At 33.4% G+C, this 19260-nt stretch carries 14 protein-coding genes; 2 read left to right on the forward strand and 12 right to left on the reverse strand.

Going from position 1 to position 19260, the window contains the following annotated elements:
- Positions 1-3: 3 nt before the first annotated feature.
- From P7122_RS04985 to P7122_RS04995, 3 genes are read right to left on the reverse strand one after another with little or no spacing between them, the layout of a single operon-like run.
- Positions 4-2376, reverse strand: a complete 2373-nt coding sequence (locus P7122_RS04985; protein WP_278004677.1) for a hypothetical protein — start codon at positions 2374-2376, stop codon at positions 4-6.
- Positions 2348-3382 carry a hypothetical protein gene (locus tag P7122_RS04990; RefSeq protein ID WP_278004678.1) on the reverse strand — a complete coding sequence of 345 codons (1035 nt, stop codon included), beginning with the start codon at positions 3380-3382 and terminating at the stop codon, positions 2348-2350. The genes P7122_RS04985 and P7122_RS04990 overlap by 29 nt, the downstream gene beginning before the upstream one ends.
- Complete coding sequence (locus P7122_RS04995) at positions 3375-4565, reverse strand: phosphoglycerate kinase (RefSeq protein ID WP_278004679.1); 1191 nt, start codon at positions 4563-4565, stop codon at positions 3375-3377. Before P7122_RS04995 ends, P7122_RS04990 begins: the two co-directional genes overlap by 8 nt.
- A 154-nt stretch (positions 4566-4719) precedes the next feature.
- On the opposite strand from P7122_RS04995, the gene P7122_RS05000 reads away from it, so the two are divergent.
- Positions 4720-5877 (forward strand): DNA polymerase III subunit, encoded by a 1158-nt coding sequence (locus P7122_RS05000; protein WP_278004680.1) that lies wholly within the window; start codon positions 4720-4722, stop codon positions 5875-5877.
- Positions 5878-5890: 13 nt separating this feature from the next.
- Here P7122_RS05000 and P7122_RS05005 read toward each other — a convergent pair whose 3' ends face one another.
- The 9 genes from P7122_RS05005 to P7122_RS05045 all read right to left on the reverse strand — a co-directional run bounded on the left by P7122_RS05005 (position 5891) and on the right by P7122_RS05045 (position 18034).
- Complete coding sequence (locus P7122_RS05005; RefSeq protein ID WP_278004681.1) at positions 5891-6736, reverse strand: DUF4249 domain-containing protein; 846 nt, start codon at positions 6734-6736, stop codon at positions 5891-5893.
- 4 nt (positions 6737-6740) lie between these two features.
- Positions 6741-9116 carry a TonB-dependent receptor gene (locus P7122_RS05010; RefSeq protein WP_278004682.1) on the reverse strand — a complete coding sequence of 792 codons (2376 nt, stop codon included), beginning with the start codon at positions 9114-9116 and terminating at the stop codon, positions 6741-6743.
- Positions 9117-9322: 206 nt separating this feature from the next.
- Positions 9323-9886: a LytTR family DNA-binding domain-containing protein gene (locus P7122_RS05015; protein ID WP_278004683.1), complete on the reverse strand. Its 564-nt coding sequence runs from the start codon at positions 9884-9886 to the stop codon at positions 9323-9325.
- A 79-nt stretch (positions 9887-9965) separates the two neighbouring features.
- Positions 9966-10217: a hypothetical protein gene (locus P7122_RS05020; RefSeq protein WP_278004684.1), complete on the reverse strand. Its 252-nt coding sequence runs from the start codon at positions 10215-10217 to the stop codon at positions 9966-9968.
- Between the two features lie 92 nt (positions 10218-10309).
- On the reverse strand, positions 10310-10840 hold the full coding sequence (locus P7122_RS05025; RefSeq protein ID WP_278004685.1) for an OmpH/Skp family outer membrane protein: 531 nt from the start codon (positions 10838-10840) through the stop codon (positions 10310-10312).
- A gap of 214 nt (positions 10841-11054) precedes the next feature.
- Positions 11055-11915, reverse strand: coding sequence for a class I SAM-dependent methyltransferase (locus P7122_RS05030; protein WP_278004686.1), 861 nt, complete (start codon positions 11913-11915; stop codon positions 11055-11057).
- A 122-nt stretch (positions 11916-12037) separates the two neighbouring features.
- A complete protein-coding gene (mnmG, locus tag P7122_RS05035) occupies positions 12038-13909 on the reverse strand; it encodes a tRNA uridine-5-carboxymethylaminomethyl(34) synthesis enzyme MnmG (protein WP_278004687.1) in 1872 nt (623 codons plus the stop codon).
- A gap of 83 nt (positions 13910-13992) precedes the next feature.
- Positions 13993-14403 carry an rRNA maturation RNase YbeY gene (gene ybeY / locus P7122_RS05040; protein ID WP_278004688.1) on the reverse strand — a complete coding sequence of 137 codons (411 nt, stop codon included), beginning with the start codon at positions 14401-14403 and terminating at the stop codon, positions 13993-13995.
- Positions 14396-18034 (reverse strand): succinate dehydrogenase/fumarate reductase transmembrane subunit, encoded by a 3639-nt coding sequence (locus P7122_RS05045; RefSeq protein WP_278004689.1) that lies wholly within the window; start codon positions 18032-18034, stop codon positions 14396-14398. The genes ybeY and P7122_RS05045 overlap by 8 nt, the downstream gene beginning before the upstream one ends.
- Before the next feature lie 156 nt (positions 18035-18190).
- Here P7122_RS05045 and P7122_RS05050 point away from each other — a divergent pair, with 156 nt between their 5' ends.
- Positions 18191-19234, forward strand: a complete 1044-nt coding sequence (locus P7122_RS05050) for an alkane 1-monooxygenase (RefSeq protein WP_278004690.1) — start codon at positions 18191-18193, stop codon at positions 19232-19234.
- The last annotated feature ends 26 nt before the right edge of the window (positions 19235-19260 follow it).

Genomic DNA, 19260 nt, shown 5'->3' on the forward strand with positions numbered 1-19260 from the left:
TAATTAATAATTATCGTTATACCATCGCAACCAACTACACTGTTTTAATACCTCTTTGTAATATTTAGTCTCAGAGTAATTATCTTGTAAATCTTTAAAATGAGATTGGTGATTTTCGCAAAGGTAAAAATCATATTCATTTGTTTGATTATTCCATGTTAGATCAAAACAACTTTCAGTTTTAGCAAGCATAAAAGTAAGCTTGGCTTTTATTTCTCTATCTCCTTTGCTTTCTAAACCTTTTTTAAAGTACTCTTCTGCCCACATTAATGCGTTATCTGTTGTTTCTATGGTATTATTACCATATTCGCTTAACAACTCATTTCGGTTATCATTTCCTACATAATAAAGATTATTTACAAACCATCCTACTGCACTCATATTGTACCAAGCATTACCCAGCATATAATAATATTCTGCTGCGTTTTCTTTCTCTTGTTTTGCTAAAGTTTCGAGCTTTATAAGAGCTTTAGTTAGTGTTGTTTTATTATCTCTATAATTTTCTCTTACTCCCATTGGTTCATCATTTGAAGCATAGTTGTTGTCTAATTTCAACTCTTCTAAATATTTAATGTGAAATTGATCTGATATAGAATTAAAATCTACATTCATCCATTCTTTTATAGATCCTGAGAATAGTTCTGGTCTTACGTCATCACTCCAAAACTCTGATGTGTTTTTAATTGCTTCAAACTCTTTTAAAGCTTTATGCAATTCTTTTTCTCTTAAAAAATATGTACCTCTAAGCTCGTGTATAAAATCATTGACATCTACCTTTACTCGGTCTAAAATTGTTTGTTCAAAATGGGTGAAAGACTTTAGTTTCACAAATTCATCTAAACTATTAATAACATCTATTTTTAAAAATGAATACTTGGTTTCAAGCTCGTAATTATAAGCATAATTGTTATTAATTGTACTCCAATCAAAAGGCTGATCACGAGGATAACTGTCGTAATCTATTGCTATAAAAGCACTTAATAAGGGATTATCTTTAGAATATAATGCACTAATATGATTGAAAAATGCAGCAACTAATGGTTTGTAAGTATTAAGGTCTTTATCTTCATCTAATTGTTTGAAAACTTTATTGATTTGCTGACGATTTGGTGTCTTTATATCCATAAAATCTATTGCAAACAGTAATCGTTTTTTATGAATTTTAGAAGCATGCCATTGCAATTGCCTGTTTAGTGTAGCTTTTGCCTCACTATATTTACCATTTTTTATTTGCAATAGTGCTTTAAGCAAAGTCAAGGTACTTTTATCTTTAAGTGTTTTATTTGCTAGAATTTCATCTATAGTAATTTCACTTTCATTAGTGTAAGTATTCTTTATGCCTTCAAAATAATATCCATTGTCATTATGCTCAAAGAGCTGAGATTGTATATCATCTATAAGTCTTACTGTTAGCACTTTTAAATACGGTGAATTGGCATCGATTTCCGCTATTTTATTCATCTCTTTTAAAACATCTCCTCTGCCGTAATACGCTTTAAAAAAATGAAAAATATCTTTGTGCTTTAAATCTTTATAAAAACTGCTGTTTTCGTCTAACTGGCTCCAGTCGATAAAACGAAGACTCAAAGCACAACGCTCTCTTCTGTCTGGTAAGTTTTTGAATACTTCAAGGTAATTTTGAGCAGCTATACTGTGTTGATTGAGATTAAAATAAGCACCAGAAACTTGCTCTAACGCTCTGTAATAGATGTATCTAGAACTATTATTTAATTCTAAATACCTTTTAAAAGCACTGATAGCCAAATCATTGTCTTGTTTGTAATGTGCTAACTTTACAATTTGAAACCCAACTCTATTCTTAAAAAATTGGTCTGGTGCATCTTTAATTAGAGCAATCGCTTTTTCTAACCAAGGAGATTTATCTTCAAAACTTAATGTTTCTCCTTGATACCAACCTGAGTCGTACGTCTTATCGCTAGCTAAGCGCTCTGTGCCTTTTGCCAAAAGTAGATATCGCTTAAAAAAAGTGTACTCCTTTTTATTAATGTTGGTATACATTAATCTTTCGTTCTCATCGACATCTTCTTCTCCCTGAAGCCATTGTATTGACTTTTTGTAAACAAGTAGCCTTAATCCTTCTTTAGAAAAACTACCATTAAAGTAGTTATACCATTCATCAATATTATAATTTGTAGCATTGCTGTTGGGAAAATAATCGCAAAAAACAATATCTGGACAATTTAAAAACGACTTACTATCTTCATCAACTAATGAAAACTGATCAATAATAGGATAATACACATTGTCCCAAGACGGATCCCAACCACAAAAAGTAGGCAACTTAGAGTTGGCTTCTAAACTTGTAAACCCAAGAATTACAAGTGCGTTAATTATAACAAAACGTCTTAAGATCATGGTTTGTAAAATTTGATAACACAGGCGAACCTATGTGATAAAAAATTGTGCTATATGGCTTTTTAGATGCTGTTTTTATTAACTCTGAGAGTTTTTTTAAGTCATTTTTACTTACCATCTCAACCCTAACAACATCATCTTTATAAATAAAATTACTACTTATATAACAATCTTGATGAGCCTTGTACATATTTAACGTTTGAGTAGATCTAAAGTTCTCCCTAAAAGTCTTCAACGAATAATTATTTAAAATTGCTACAGGCTTTTCTCTTCTGTAAAGAATAGCCCATTCAAATACAGGCAAGGCCACATCATAAGGTAGTGGATATTCACTAAGACGTTGTAAATATTGACTAGTAATATTGTTGTTAATAATAGAGTTTGTCTCGTTAATATTCAAAATATCTCCAACATTATATGCCATAAGTACCACTTTATCTACAGGAGGCACTCCTGTTTTTTCTCTATATTTTACCTGATGCAATCTTAGTGTTGTAGAGAGTTCAATGTTATCAAAATAGGTTGCTAAACTTTCTAAGAAGGCAAAATACTTCGTCTTTGTGTGTTGAGACCAATCGCAATCAATCTGAATTTTAGTTAACATCTTTTGAGGCTCGAAATAACTTTTAAAAAGGCGCTTTATTTTTTGAGAAATAGGTTTTGATAACGATTTACTTTCCTCTAAGGAAATATTATTAAAAACTTCATTTTTTATGAATACAACCGGAACTATAGTGTCTACAGCGACTTCAAAATCTTTTGAAAACTGAACTGTTGCAATTGGTAAGGGTTTATTTTCTTTGGTATTAAAATCTACATCAAAAAAACGCATATACAAGATGTTACTTTGTCCATCTTGTATATGCGCTTTATCTTGTTCTGTTAAGTTAAAATTCGTTTTCCAGTGGTAAAAACTGTATTTAGAATCATTTACTTCTGTTTTGCACGACGAAATTGTTGTGCAAAAAACTATAACGAATATTAAACTTAAAAGACTTCTAATCATTAAGGATTGCGGCAATACCAGGTAGTGTTTTTCCTTCTAAGCTTTCTAGCATAGCTCCACCTCCAGTACTTACGTAGCTTACTTTTTCTTCAAAACCAAACTCTTTTACAGCTGCTACAGAATCTCCTCCTCCTACTAAAGAGAAAGCTCCGTTTTTTGTAGCGTTAGCAATAGAATTTCCAAGTGCAATGGTACCTTTTGAGAAGGTTTCCATTTCAAAAACTCCTAGTGGACCGTTCCATAAAATAGTGTTACACTTATTAACTACATCATCAAAAATCTCTAAAGATTTTGGTCCTGCATCTAAACCTTGCCATCCATCAGGAATGTGATAAACATCCACATGCTGTGTATTGGCATCGTTACTAAAAGCATCTGCAGCAATAACATCTACAGGTATATGAACTTGCACACCTTTAGCTTCAGCTTGTTTTAATATATCTAAAGCCAATTCCATTTTATCATCTTCGCAGATAGAATCTCCAACAGATCCACCTTTAGCTTTAATGAATGTAAATGTCATTCCACCACCAATAATAAGGTGATCTACTTTGTCTAAAATATTTTCTATAACGGTGATTTTTGAAGATACTTTAGCTCCACCAAGTACAGCTAAAACGGGCTTTTCACCATCTTCCAATACTTTTTTGATGCTTTCTATTTCTTTTGCCAATAAGCTCCCGAAGCATTTAGCATCTGGGAAAAATTCTGCAACAATAGTGGTAGAAGCGTGTGCTCTGTGCGCAGTACCAAAAGCATCGTTAACATAGATATCTCCCAGCTTAGATAATTGCTCTGCAAAGTCTTTATCTCCTTTTGTTTCCTCATCATGAAAACGCAAGTTTTCAAGTAATAAAATTTCACCAGGTTGTAAAGCATTTGCCATTGCTTCAGCCTCTTCTCCTACACAGTTGCTGGCAAATTTTACTTCTACTCCTAAAATGTCTTTAATTTCTGAAACAATATGTTTCAGAGAAAATTCATCTTGCACACCTTTTGGTCTGCCTAAATGCGACATTAAAATACAGCTTCCTCCATCTTCTAAAACCTTTATAATTGTTGGTTTTGCCGAAACGATTCTTGTGTTGTCTGTAACTTCAAAATTGTCATTTAAAGGCACATTAAAATCTACACGAATTAGCGCTTTTTTGTTTTTAAAATTAAAATCGTTTAATGTTTTCATAGATGTAAGAATCGATTAAAGTTTGCTTTTATTGTTTCAACAAATATAAGTGCATAATGAGCAAATGACAAGATGAAAAATAAATATGAACCAAAAAGAATTGGTCTTACAAGATATTTTTTAAAGAAGTTAAAATTATACCTAGTTTTGCGCTATGCTTTTTTCTGAAGTTTTAGGACAGACACATATTAAAAACCACCTTACCACAAGTGTAGATGCTGGTAGAATTGCCCATGCTCAACTTTTTGTTGGTCCAGAAGGTTCTGGTACTTTACCAATGGCTTTAGCCTATGCGCAATACTTATTGTGTAGCAATACAAATGGCGAAAATACAGGTGGAAACGACTCTTGTAATTTAAAGTTTAAAAACTTTTCGCATCCAGATCTTCATTTTGCTTTTCCGGTAACAACCAGCGATAAAGTAAAAAGCAAGCCTGTTTCTAACTATTATCTAGAAGAGTGGCGACAATTACTAGAGCAACAACCTTACGGAAACCTATTTGATTGGTACAAACTATTGGGAGTAGACAACAAACAAGGGCAAATTGGTGTAGATGAAGCTTTTGAAATTGTAAAATCTTTGTCTTTAAAATCTTATGAAGGCGGTTATAAGGTGATGCTTATTTGGATGGCAGAAAAAATGAACACAGCATGTGCCAATAAGCTACTAAAGCTTATTGAAGAGCCACCAGAAAAAACCATTTTTATACTTATTGCAGAAGACGAAGAACAAATTATAAACACCATTCGTTCGCGTTGCCAAATATTACACTTTCCTCCTTTAGCCGAAGAAGCAATTTCTGAAGCTTTAGTTACAAAATATCAGGTAGAAGAATCTGTGGCTATTAAAATTGCACACCAAGCCAATGGTAATTTTAATAAGGCTTGCGACCTCATTTATCAAGATAGTGAAGACATACAATTTGAACGTTGGTTTGTCCTTTGGGTACGTTCAGCATTTAAAGCCAGAGGCAATAAAAGTGCTATTCATGATTTGATATCCTGGAGTGAAGAAATTGCAAAAACCGGAAGAGAAACACAAAAGAAGTTTTTAGCATTTTGTCTTAACTATTTTAGACAAGCGCTATTGCTCAACTATAAAGCAAACGAGCTCGTATATTTAGAACCTAAAGAAGAAAGTTTTAAGCTAGAAAAGTTTGCTCCATTTGTTCATGATAACAATATTCTTGAGATTTCTGAAGAATTACAAAATGCCATTTATCATATTGAACGAAACGGTAACTCAAAAATTATCCTCACGGATTTATCTATAAGACTAACAAGATTATTACATAAAAAAAGCCAAGCATAAGCCTGGCTTTTTTTTATTGAAATGTATACGAAGTTACATTAACCTGAGTTGCTCTAAAATACCCAAAAGCATATTGATCTGGATTGGTAGGATTAATACAATTACCTCTTATCTGTGCTGAGTTAGATGAAAAAGGATTGCCTCCACTATAATATTGCTCTATCAATAATCTCATGTAGTTATAATACTGTTCGGAAATACCGTAAAGCTTAATATCTACAACATCGCCAGGTTCAAAAGGTGCTTCATTATTATCTTCATCGTCTTCCTTTTCAAAGAAATCATGAACCTCATTTCCGTTTACAAATTCGTCTGAAATGTCTTCAAAATATGGAAACAAATCTCCTGCTTCATAATAACGCATTAGATAGAAATTTTCTTCATCCGCAGGATCGTCAAAATAAACGTTAACTTCTAGTAATTCGTCATCAAATCCACCTTCAATACTTTGCGTAATGCTATTAATATCAGTAACTGACATTAATGTTTCTGTAGCTTCATAATTTTCGCCTGCATAACTAACATCTAAACGGTACGTATCTCCAATAACAGGCACAAAATTATCTACAGTATAACTGCCATCATTTTGATCATTAAACGTGAATATTGCTCCAGAGTTTGTGTTGGTAACTGTAACAATTGCTCCGCTAACACTTGTATCTTCACCTGTATTAAAATAAGGTGTAGACATGCTTAAGTTTATGGTTTGCTCATTGCCTGCTGTGCCTTTCTCCCAATCTAAAGACGCTTCTATAACCAAGCGTGGTTCTGCGTTATCTAAATCTACATCTATAACATCTTCGCACGATGCAAAAACAACAAAAGTCATTAGGATTAGTGATTTTATATAATTTTTCATGATCTTAAAATTTAAAATTATAGGTTATTGAAGGAATCATTCCAAAAATTGAAATTCGTGTGGCTTCATTCAATCCTGTTTGATTGTTTTGGTTAAAGCTAACTGAAGCCGCATTTCTTCTGTTATAAAGGTTGTAAATACCAAAAACCCATTCGCCTTTCCAACGTTTATCATTGTCTTTGTTTGGTGAATACGTTGCAGAAACATCTAATCTATGGTACGCAGACAAACGGTCTTCATTTCTGCTAGAATACGTTGCTACAGATAGGTCTTCGTAAGTGTATTGTCCGTTAGGATAAGTTACAGGACGTCCTGTTTGAAATATAAAGTTAGAACTAAACCTCCATTTATCATTCAATTTATAAGAACCTGTTAATGAAATATCGTGTGTACGATCGTAAGGTGTATTGTACCAATCTCCATTGTTAATACCTGGTCCACCAGCGTTTCCTCCAAAAGTGCGTTGTTCTGATTTTGATAGTGTATAAGCCAGCCAACCCGTAAAATCGCCTTTGTTTTTTCGTAATAAAACTTCTAAACCGTAGGCTCTTGCTTCACCGTTTAATATTTCGGTTTCAATATTATTATTTCCTATTAAATCAGAACCATCAATATAATCTATACGATTATCAACTGTTTTGTAGTAGGTTTCCAGCTCTAAAGTATAAGCATTGTCTTTAAAGTTTTTGTAATATCCTAAAGCAAACTGATTAGATATCTGAGGTTTTATGTACTGACCACTTGGTGTCCACACATCTAAAGGTGTTACCGAAGCTGTATTAGAAAGAAGATGCAAATATTGTGTAGATTTAGTATAACTAGCCTTAACAGAAGCGTCTTCGTTGAGTTGATAAGAGACTCCTAATCTTGGTTCTAAATTGCCAAATGTTTTAATACTTTCTCCTTTGCTGTAATAGGTTTCGCTTTCAGCCTCTCCTCGTTCGTAAATGCCCAAATCACTGTTATAAACCACAGGTTGGTTATTGACATAATTGGTCATATTTTGACCACCAAGTCTTGTAAATGCACTGTAACGCAAACCATAATTAAATGCCAATTTATCTGAAATTTGATGCTCTGCACTTATATACGCTGCTCCTTCAAAAGCACGTTTTTCGTCTAATTTTAGATAGTTTATCGGAGAGGTTTCAGATGAAGGTCTTACTTCACCAGGATTAAGATTATAAGTTAATCCACTGACACCAAAATCTAGTGTAATGTCATTATTTACATAATAACCTAAATCATACTTTACGTTGAAGTTGGTAATATCTGCATTCCAGTCGAGCTCAATAAAATCTAGAATAATATTATAATCGTACTTGCTGTAAATAAACGATAGATTAGAAAACAACTTATCGTTAAAAACGTGATTCCAGCGTAAGTTTCCGGTAGCATTACCGTAGTTATTTTCTATAATTTTAGATAAGTTAAAAATATCTCTTCCAAAATAACCTGATAAATACAGCCTGTTGTTTTCGTTAATCTCGTAGTTGGTTTTAAGATTAAGATCGTAAAATGAGATTTTATCGTCCTTTACGTCTTCTATAAGTGGCATAAACAAATGTGCATAAGACGCTCTACCTGCTATTAAAAACGAGCCTTTATCGTTAAAAATAGGCGATTCTGCGATCAATCTACTTGAAATTAACCCAACACCACCTGTGAGCCCAAACTGCTTGCTATTGCCGTCTTTTTGCCTTACATCTAACACTGAAGATACTCTACCTCCATATTTTGCCGGAATATCACCCTTATAAAGTTTAATATTCTTTATAGCATCTGCATTAAATACCGAGAAAAAACCAAAGAAGTGCGATGTGTTATAAATTATAGCTTCGTCTAAAAGCACCAAATTTTGATCGGCTGCTCCTCCTCGTACATGGAATCCTGCAGAACCTTCGCCATTATTGGTAACACCAGGCAATAATTGAATAGATTTTACAACATCTACCTCACCTAATACGGCTGGCATTTCTTTAATTGTATTAGCATTAAGTTTTGCCACGCTCATTTGTGGTTTTTTAATACTGACTCTTTCAGATTCCTCTGCAACGATTACAATTTCGTCTAGTGATGTTGCAGTTTCCTCAAGTTCAAAATCTAGCTTTTGATCTTTGTTTAATGTAATTTCTTGTGTTACGGACTTAAAACCTACGTAAGAAATCACCAAAGTATAGGTTCCTTCTGGCGCTGTAAGTGAAAAGAAACCGTACTCATTTGTAGTTGCTCCATAGTTGGTATCTTTTAAATAAACGGTTGCTCCCAAAAGGGTTTCACCATTTGTAATGTCTTTAATGGTTCCGCTTATACTAAATTGTTCCTGCGCTTGACACCACAAGCTTGTAAACAGGAAAATAACTAAACCTAAATGTTTCATTAGTAACTGATCTGTTTTTTTTGATTGATAAAATTATTATTTGAATGGTTTAAAAAATCGATTTTTTGGTTATGCTTTTGTTAACGCAAATAAATTTTAAATATTAGCCAAACACCTAATGAAGACGAGCTTTTGGTGCGAATTGTTACATCTACGGAGTGAAATAAAATGCAATTGTTTGAATTGAATCTTTATCAAGACTAAAATTAAGCCTTAAACTCTTGCTTAATTTGCTCTGAAAAAGACTTTGAAACAGGAATCTTTATTTTTGAATTTGAACTTTGTATCGTAAGAAACAACTTGCCATTATCTCTATTTAAGTTGTTTATTTTAAAAACATTAACTGCATAAGATCTATGACATTGTTCTATTGGCAAATCCTCTGTTTGCGCAATAATGTTTTTTAATCTGTTTCTAATAATATGCTTTTTTACCTGATCTAGCTTATTGTAATACACTACAACATACTGATTGCTCGATTCTAAGTATAAAATCTCTTCTAAGCTGAGTTTGAGGTCTGGTTGGTTATTTTCATCATAAAATACAACCTGTTTTTGCACATTAGAATTCTTAAATCGTTTTTTAAAAGCACTCAATTCGTCATCACGCTGTTGTAGCTCTGATTGCATTTTTGTAATCGCCAAATACACCACACTTCCCATAAAAGGAAAAATTAAAATCATTAAGAGTTTTGGGTACATTTTTAACTGAAACCAAACGTTTAATTCTTCTTCAAAATCATTACCTAAATCTGGAATAATAAAAGACATCCCAAAATTTATGATTTGCAATACTAAAGCTTCAAACAACAACCAAAATATGTATTTTTTATTTATAATATTTTGATAATCAAATATTTGTCTTAAAAAAAAATTGAGATAAGGATAAAGCGGTAAATGTACTAACAGCAATAGAAAAGAAGAATAAAAACTTATGAAGTGTAGGATTTTCGGGATTAGACATTTCTTCAGAAATGCCATAAGGCTGAAAGATTATAAGAAAGAAATGAGAGAAAACTACAGCACTAATAATGTAAATCCATTTGGATTTTGCATCATTAAAATAATCGAAAGGTTGCTCTAAAAACTCAGTAATTCTCATTTTAAAATTCAGATTTAAACAAGAATATTAAACAAAAAAGCCAGATGTTTATTATATCATCTGGCTTTAAAATTTTATAAAACAGTAAAGAATTACTCTTTTGTTTTACTTTCTTCTTTAGTATCACCATTTAATGCCTTAATAACATCTTCGGTAATGTCTTTATCATCTGCTCCGTACATAACGCTTCCTGCTTCATTAGCACCAAGAATAAAAGTGTATCCGTTCTTTTTTCCGTAATCCTTTACAAAAGCTTTAACTTGTTTAACCAAAGTATCTATTTCCTTTTGTCCTTCTACTTGAAGCATTTTTTCTTCATTACCTAATTGGTAGTCCTGCATTTGTTTCTTCTGACGTAAAGCCTGATATTCTTGTTCTGCTTTAGATTGATTCATTTTTTGAGCTCTCGTTTGAAAAGCTTGAGCCTCCATTTGTATTGCTTTATCTAAACTATCTGCTTTTTTATTAAAAGCGTCTATTTTAATTTGAAATTTAGCTTCGAAATCTTTTTTCTTATTAAACTCCTTTACAACTTTTGCATTATCTACAAAAGCTATTTTATCTTGTTTTTGGCAAGATGTAAAAATCGCTAAGGTTACTAAAGCAACAACTATTTTTTTCATGATATTAATCTATTATTGTTTTTTGCAAATGTAAAAAAGTTAACCTGTGATTTTCATTATTTTTTATGTATAAATAAATCTTATCGTTAGATACATCTATTATTTTAAAAATCTATAAAAAACAAGCTCAAATAAGGCGTTTTAAGCGCTTTTATAATTTTACCAACCCAATTACCTTATTCAACAAGAGATGTAAGACACAGCTTACCTAATTCTAATTATTTTTAGATTTTAGGACATAAATGTGGGAAGAATACTCCTTTGTACGATTTCCTTTGAGATTAGAACGCCATCCTATCCAAAAAGCTTTAATGGGATTCATAAAACCAGATTTGTATTTTTCTGAAAGTAGACTCACATAGTAAGCATCAAATTTCATTGGTAAGATTTTTACCAATTTTAATTGTTCCTCGTGAAACAATTTTTCAATTGCTGTTTTTGAAAAATGCCAAAGGTGTCTTGGTACATCATAAGCAGCCCAAAAGTTTTTATAATGTTGTGCATCGTAACTTTTAAAGTTTGGCACCGCAATTACCAAAATTCCATTTGGTTTTAATAAATGCTTAAAAAGCTTAACGTGCGCTTCTAAATCTGGTAAGTGTTCTAAAACGTGCCAAAGTGTAATAACGTCAAAACTGTTTTCTTTTAAAGTTTCTAAATATTGAATATCGAAAACCGAATTGTTTGTTTTAGAATTTGCAATCGCTCTTGCTTGATCGTTTGGCTCTACTCCAACAACATTCCAATTATTGTTTTTTGCGATTTCTAAAAAATCACCTGTACCACATCCAATATCTAAAAGTGTTTTTTCTTCAGATTGAAATGAATTAATCAGTTTCAATTTTCGTTTTAAAGAAATCGTTCTGACCAAATGATACACTTTTTCAAACAGATTTCGCTTGGCATCTGTGTGCGAAATGTAATCTTCGCTTTTGTAATATTCTGAAAGTTTTTCGCCTTGAGGTTGTGGAAATGTTTCTAACATATCCAATGTCTCATTATGCAATAATTGAAATTCTTCTCCAGAAACGGAATGGTCTTTTACGTTTAGATATGTTGGTTTATGTTCTTTCATTCAACGGTCATTTCGAGAGCCTCAATGACCAATTCTTGGTGGCTGAGGCTCTCGAAGCCACCAGTTGTTCCACGTGGAACATATATGTTTTGATTTTTGAGATTCCTGCTTTCGCAGGAATGTTACCTACCTAAATACACCAATAAAACTGAAATATCATTAGGCGATACTCCACTAATTCTTGATGCTTGCGAAATGGTTACTGGCTGAATTTCGGTTAACTTTTGTCTTGCTTCCATACTCATAGATTTCAGTTTTGAGTAATCAAAGTTTGATGGAATTTTTACATTTTCAAGACGGTTTAATTTATCAGCATTGTTCTTTTCCTTTTCAATATAACCAGCATATTTAACCTGAATTTCGGTTTGCTCTATAATCTCAGAATCTAATTTGTTCTCAGAAATGTAAGCATCAACAGAAGCTACTTTTTGCATATCTTCAATCGTGATATTTGGTCTCGCATACAACTTAAACATCTTGTCTTGTTGCTTCACTTTAGCAGAATCTTTTGATTCTAAAATCGGATTTATCTCATCTGGCGTTACACTAGTCTCTTTAAAAAATTGAACGAAATTTGAAGCTTTAGATTGCTTCTCTTCCATTCGTTTTAATCGTTTTTCAGACGCTAAACCAAGTTCGTATCCTTTTGGTGTTAATCTAAAATCTGCATTATCTTGTCTTAAAAGCGTTCTATATTCTGCTCGAGACGTAAACATTCTGTATGGCTCTTCTGTACCTTTTGTAATTAAATCATCAATTAAAACACCTATATAAGCTTCATCTCTTTTTAAAGTAAATGGCTCGCGTTCTTGTACCTTTAAGCTCGCATTTATACCTGCCATTAATCCTTGAGATGCTGCTTCTTCATAACCTGTTGTTCCGTTAATCTGACCAGCAAAAAATAATCCATCAACTAACTTCGTTTCCAAAGTATGTTTCAATTGAGTAGGCGGAAAATAATCGTATTCTATCGCATAACCAGGTCTAAAAAATTTCACATTTTCAAAACCAGCTACTGAACGCAAAGCATTAAATTGAACATCTTCTGGTAAGGATGTTGAGAAGCCATTCACATAAACTTCAACCGTATTCCAACCTTCTGGCTCAACGAATAATTGATGTCTGTCCTTATCTGCAAATCGATTAATCTTATCTTCTATTGATGGACAATAACGAGGTCCAACACTTTTAATTCTACCATTAAACATTGGCGACCTATCAAACCCTTCTCGAAGTAAATCGTGTACTTCTGGACTTGTGTAGGTCATATGACAAGAACGTTGTTCAGTCAAAGGTTTTGTAACATCTAAATATGAAAACTTCTCTGGATTTTCATCACCAGGTTGTTCAATCATTTTAGAATAATCTAATGATCTGCCATCTACTCTTGGTGGTGTTCCTGTTTTCATTCTCCCAGAATCGAAACCAAGTTTAATAAGGTCTTCTGTGATTCCTGTAGCAGCTCTTTCTCCTGCCCTACCTCCACCAAAGTTTTTGTCACCGATATGAATTAAACCATTTAAAAAAGTACCATTTGTAAGTACAACTGTTTTGGCTTTTACCTCTATTCCTAGAGAGGTTTTTACACCAACTATTTTATGGTTTTCTATAATTAAACCAGACACCATTTCTTGATAAAAATCGAGATTCGGTGTTTGCTCTAACAACAACCTCCAATCTTCAGCAAAACGCATTCTGTCGGATTGGACTCTAGGACTCCACATTGCAGGTCCTTTGGATTTGTTAAGCATTTTGAATTGAATTGCAGAGGTATCAGATACAATTCCGCTATAACCACCAAGCGCATCAATTTCTCGCACAATTTGTCCTTTTGCAATTCCACCCATAGCAGGATTACAAGACATCTGGGCAATATTTTGAAGGTTCATTGTAATTAACAACGTCTTACTTCCCATATTGGCAGCAGCAGCAGCAGCTTCACTTCCTGCGTGACCTGCGCCAACTACAATTACATCGTAAACTTCATTAAACATTGTTGAATATTTTTAATGTTCCACGTGGAACAATTAGAATTTCATTAAAATTAAACGTGCAAAGATACATCGAAAACACAAGACTAAGAACGCGTACTCAAATAGTAGTCTTCCTTAGAACGCATCAGCTTAGCATCTTCTTCACTCTTGTCTTTATATCCACAGTAATGTAGAATACCGTGAATCATTACGCGTGCCAATTCATCTTCAAAAGACACATCAAAATCTTTGGCATTATCTTCTACACGCTCTACTGAAATGTAAATATCTCCGTGTAGTTCTTTTCCTACCGAATAATCAAAGCTGATGATGTCTGTTAATGTATCGTGATTTAAAAAATCGACATTGATTTTATGTAAATAATCATCGCAACAGAAGATGTAATTTAGTTCTCCTTCTTTACAATTTTCTGAATTGATAGCTTTTGAAATCCACTCAGAAATCTTGGTTTCATTCTCTAATTTAAATTCGGTTTCGTAATTAAAACTAATCATTGCTTTTGAAATATTCTTGAATCTTTTTCTTAAAATGATTCTGCAAAGGTAGTGCTTGTCTATTTAATATTTCAGTAGTATTAAAGTATTGTTTTGCCGTTGGAATTTGACTAGGATTATTAGTATTGAAATCCTTCTTATTTGTTTCAGATTCACGCTTAGTATCCTGACCTTGCATAAAGGTGGCATTTTCTAATTTTAATAATTGATGCTGTACATCCATCATCTTTTGAAGCGTTTGATTTGTGAAACCATAGTTCAATAAATCCAACTCTATATCTTCCATTTGCTTTATCAATTCGCCAGCAGATTCAATCTTTCCTTCCTTAGTTAAACGGTCTTCTAGTGCTTGACGTAATTGTTGTTGTTGCTGGTAAATTTTGAATAATTCTTCATTCTGCTCTTCTCTTCCTCCTTCACCATAACCATCGTTTTGCTCTTCTCCGTTACCATCTCCATTAGAACCGTTTCCGTTTTTACCATTTTTCCCTCCTTTTCCATTTTCACCCTTGCCGCCTTTTCCGTTTTGGCCTTCACCTCCTTCTTGATTACCTTCTCCATTCTGTTGGCCATTCTTTCCGTTCTGTCCACCTTTGCCTTGTTGTTCTCCAGACTGTCCATTCTCACCACTTTGCCCACTTTGCCCTTGATTACCACTCTGTCCTTGCTCACCTTGTTGCCCTTGTTCTCCAGGTTGTTTTCCCTCTCCTTCTTTGCCTTCGCTACCTTCTTGTCCTGGTTTTTCACCTTCGCCTTGTTGCCCTTCTTCTCCTTGCTTTCCTTGCTCGTTCTTTTTTACTCCTTCTTCCATTTGCTTATTAAGCTCTTCTTGACTCATAATAATATCCGGAAGTTGCTGACCTCCTCCACCTCCGGAACCCGAAGCGGAATTCATTTGCATCTCCATATTATCTAAAACATCACTCAAAAAACTAGCCAATTCATTGCTCGCTGTAATGACATATTGCTGTGAAGACACTCCTTGATATAAACGATTTTCAGTTAATTGACCAAGCGCTTTATCTATATTAAAATACACTTCCGTGATTTGCTCATTTACCTTCTCAGAAATCTTTGGTTGACGCAAAGACAAGGCAAACAAACTATCATCAATATGCTCAAAGTGTTCTCTTAAATTACTTTGGTTAATGATGTACTTACCGTATTTGTTATTATTGATATCAATACTCTCAAAAGTATTCATCAACGCTTCTTGGTCGAAAGAAAACAATAAAAGATTCTCAAGAATTTGACGTAAAGCATCAGCGTCTTCAGAAGCTTGGTCGCCTCCACCTCCGCCTCCACCAGACATCATTTGCATCATCTGCTCACTCATCTGCTTCATCTTTTTAGCAGCTTTTTTCTGCTTTTCCTGAGCGTTTTGCTGCTGTTCTTGTGCTTCACTAGGCTTACCCTCACTTTCTTTCTCTTCCTTCTTCTCAAGCGCTTCTTTAGCTTCCTTTTGGTCAAACTTTACACCATCTTCTAAAAACTCATCTACAGGAACATTCATCGGTTTTTGCAAACGTCTGTCCTCTTGTTTTAAATCATCAATATCTTTTTGAAGCTTTTCAAATTCTTTATTTAATTCGTCTTGCTTTTCTTTTGTATTTTCTATGTCTTTATTAGAAAGTTCTTCTTGCTTCTTTGCTAAATCGTCTAACTGATTGGCAATTTTTTCAGCCTTTTTCATCACATAAAAACGCTTGGTCAACTCTAAGAGTTGTTTCATACTACGTTTTTTATTTTTGTTTTGTTTAGCTAATTCTTCAAGCTTTTGGGTAAACTCTTCTTTGTTGATTTTGTCTTTCAGCTTTTCTAGTTCTTCAAGCAACTTTTCATCTTGCTTAAGCTTTTCTTCGTTCTCTTTTAGACGTTCTTTTAAGTCTTCTTTAAATTGGTCTTCTTTCTTTTCTTCTTGAAATTCATCTAAATTATCCTGCAGCTTTTTGTTGAAATTTTTCATCAACTGTTCTTGCTGTTTTTGACGTTTTAAGAAATCTTCAAATTTCTTTTTATCGTTGAAATTAAGTTCTTGCTTTTCCTTTTGGGTTTTAGAAAATTCTTCAAGCTTTTTGTCTTGCTCTTCTAACTTTTCAAACGTCTTGCCAATATCTTTTATCGTTTCATTCTGCTCTTGTAACTGCTTCTGCTCTTCTTCGTCCTTAGTTAATTTTCGATAGCTAAACACACTACTTTTTGTGCGTTTGTAATTGTGAATAGCGTCGTTATCATAAACCTCAAAATACAATTGGTAGCTGACGCCTTCTTCTAAATTGAATTGGTTTGGAAACGCGCTTACAAACTCACTAAAATTAGATTTTGAAATGATAATCGGCTCTACAACTTTCTGAGTTTCATCTTCTGTTGGATAGTACACCAAATTCAGTTTTGACAAGCCAAAATCGTCGCTCGCCTGACCATAAAAATACATACTTTGCTGGTCTAAGGAATCGATTTGCATTTTGATGTTGAGCTCTGGATGCAAATCCTTAACCACAGAAATATTATAAGCCAGATTTTCGTAATCCTTTAAATTCTCATTACTGGTTGAAATGCTGTAATTATAATTTCTGAATAATCGCTTGGTCGCTTCAAAATTGTTATTGTCATTTTTTGAAAACGTCAAGGTATCTTCAGCATAAATATGAACCGCATTTGTGGCTTTAGTCATTGCTTTCCAAGTGACTTTTGTCCCTTCCGGAACAACAGCAGAACCTGTACTTTTTAATACCTCATCTTGCTTTTGTGTGTACGATGGATAGTCTAACAGCATTTCAAAATTGACCAAATTTGGTGTGTTTACAACCTGTAATTCATACGATTTTGAATTGACGTCGTTAGCTGATAAACTAAATTCTATATTGCTTTTCGGAAGATTGAACGTGTATTGAAATTCGCCAGGTGCAACCTGTTGCAAATAATACGATTGACCATTGAATTGAATCTGAGCATTCTCTGGAATAACATCTCCTGCGGTTTTTACCTTCAACTTAAAGTCTTTACCTTCAATAGCTTGGAAGTTTTCATTCAACACAAAAAATTGAAAAGGCGCTGGTGGCTCATAAGCTGTTTTATAGTTGACCACACGCTCGTAACTATCACTAAACCAATCGATTTTTCCTGTGATGTAAGACAACAAAATGATGACTACGGGAATAGCTGCATACTTTAAATACTTGGTATTGGTCTTAAAATTGATTGCAGATTTAAACGGAATGGGTTGAAGCTCTTGAGACTTCTGCTCTATGCTTGCCAATAATAAATCGGATTGTTGTGGACTTTGGTTCAACTGAAGTACATTCAACAATTTATCATTGACTTCAGGAAAATGATTACCTATTAATTTTGAAGCGGTTTCATAATCAATGCCTTGTCTTAGATTGAATAAATGCGCTAACGGAATGGCAATAAACTTAACAAACAAAGCGACCTCAACAGCTACAAACACCCAAAACAAAATGGTTCTTGCTGTTGGGTTGAGCCAAAACACATATTCTACAAATAGCGTAATAATGAGATATAACAAGCCAATGGCGAAAAATAAAATTGCACCTTTTAGCAGTTCATTAGTATAATATTTTTTAATGAATTGCTGTAGTTTGTTTTTTATGGTTTCGAAATTGCTCATCAATACTATTCTAACTTACTAAACTACAATTTTATTTTAATTGATGATTTCCTAAATTTGGTAAGATTGTGTTAATTTAGAGGGTTACTGTATTAAATCACAATGGTTTTTACGTAGAAATAGATTCCTGCCTTCGCAGGAATGACAAATAAGATTATGAAAGACCTTAAATATTTAGCGGCATTTTCAATCCCTATAATGGCTGTTTTAGGGCTTAGTTTTCAGAGCTATTGGGTTTGGGCTACACCTGTTTTTGCCTTTGTTTGTATTCCTGTTTTAGAGCTTATTTTTCCTGTGGATACTACGAATCTCAAATCTGAAGAGGTAGATAGCAGACTAAAACGTAAGATTTTCGATTGGTTACTTTATCTCAACTTACCCATTGTTTATGGTATTGTAATCTATGCTTTGATTTTAGTTTCTCGTCAACCTTTAGAAACTTATGAATTTGTCGGACTCATTTTTTCTGTTGGTATTGTTTTAGGCGTTAACGGCATTAATGTTGGTCACGAGTTAGGCCACAGACAACAAACCAACGAACGCTTTTTGGGTAAGGCTTTGCTTCTACCCTCTTTTTATATGCATTTTTATATTGAACATAATTTTGGGCATCACCTTCACGCTGCAACACCAGAAGATCCTGCAACCGCAAAATACAATCAAAGTGTATATTCGTTTTGGTTGACATCTACGATTAGACAGTATTTTAATGCGTGGAACATTCAGAAAAAACTATTGAAGAATAATAAACAATCCTTCTTTTCTTTTAAGAACGATATGCTTTGGTATACTGTTTTTCAACTTTTGTATTTAGTGTTAATTACTATCCTTTTAGGAACTACAGCCTTATTATTTGCTGTTTGCGCAGGTGTAGTTGGCTTCATTCTACTAGAAACTGTCAACTATATTGAACATTATGGTTTACTGCGTTTAAAAACCAAGTCTGGTCGTTACGAGCGTGTAAAAGAAATACACTCTTGGAACTCCAATCACGTTATCGGTCGTATTGTACTATATGAATTAACACGACATAGCGACCACCATTTTAAGTCTTCAAAAAAATATCAAATCTTAGATTGCCACGATGATAGTCCGCAAATGCCTTTTGGCTATCCAACTTCTATGGTATTAGCAATGGTGCCACCTCTTTGGTTTAAGATTATGAATAAGCGTGTGCCGAGAAGTATGGTGTTAAATTAGTTTTCAGTCTCAGTCTTCAGTTCGCA

It is taken from the genome of Winogradskyella marincola (genome assembly GCF_029624125.1).
GTDB classification, from domain to species: domain Bacteria; phylum Bacteroidota; class Bacteroidia; order Flavobacteriales; family Flavobacteriaceae; genus Winogradskyella; species Winogradskyella marincola.

Coding starts and splice junctions, on each gene's coding strand:
- P7122_RS04995 (WP_278004679.1), bottom strand. CDS start 4,565: ATGAAAACATTAAACGATTTTAATTTTAAAAACAAAAAAGCGCTAATT.
- P7122_RS04985 (WP_278004677.1), bottom strand. CDS start 2,376: ATGATCTTAAGACGTTTTGTTATAATTAACGCACTTGTAATTCTTGGG.
- P7122_RS04990 (WP_278004678.1), bottom strand. CDS start 3,382: ATGATTAGAAGTCTTTTAAGTTTAATATTCGTTATAGTTTTTTGCACA.
- P7122_RS05000 (WP_278004680.1), top strand. CDS start 4,720: ATGCTTTTTTCTGAAGTTTTAGGACAGACACATATTAAAAACCACCTT.
- ybeY (WP_278004688.1), bottom strand. CDS start 14,403: ATGATTAGTTTTAATTACGAAACCGAATTTAAATTAGAGAATGAAACC.
- P7122_RS05025 (WP_278004685.1), bottom strand. CDS start 10,840: ATGAAAAAAATAGTTGTTGCTTTAGTAACCTTAGCGATTTTTACATCT.
- P7122_RS05015 (WP_278004683.1), bottom strand. CDS start 9,886: ATGTCTTTTATTATTCCAGATTTAGGTAATGATTTTGAAGAAGAATTA.
- P7122_RS05005 (WP_278004681.1), bottom strand. CDS start 6,736: ATGAAAAATTATATAAAATCACTAATCCTAATGACTTTTGTTGTTTTT.
- mnmG (WP_278004687.1), bottom strand. CDS start 13,909: ATGTTTAATGAAGTTTACGATGTAATTGTAGTTGGCGCAGGTCACGCA.
- P7122_RS05010 (WP_278004682.1), bottom strand. CDS start 9,116: ATGAAACATTTAGGTTTAGTTATTTTCCTGTTTACAAGCTTGTGGTGT.
- P7122_RS05030 (WP_278004686.1), bottom strand. CDS start 11,915: ATGAAAGAACATAAACCAACATATCTAAACGTAAAAGACCATTCCGTT.
- P7122_RS05045 (WP_278004689.1), bottom strand. CDS start 18,034: ATGAGCAATTTCGAAACCATAAAAAACAAACTACAGCAATTCATTAAA.
- P7122_RS05020 (WP_278004684.1), bottom strand. CDS start 10,217: ATGAGAATTACTGAGTTTTTAGAGCAACCTTTCGATTATTTTAATGAT.
- P7122_RS05050 (WP_278004690.1), top strand. CDS start 18,191: ATGAAAGACCTTAAATATTTAGCGGCATTTTCAATCCCTATAATGGCT.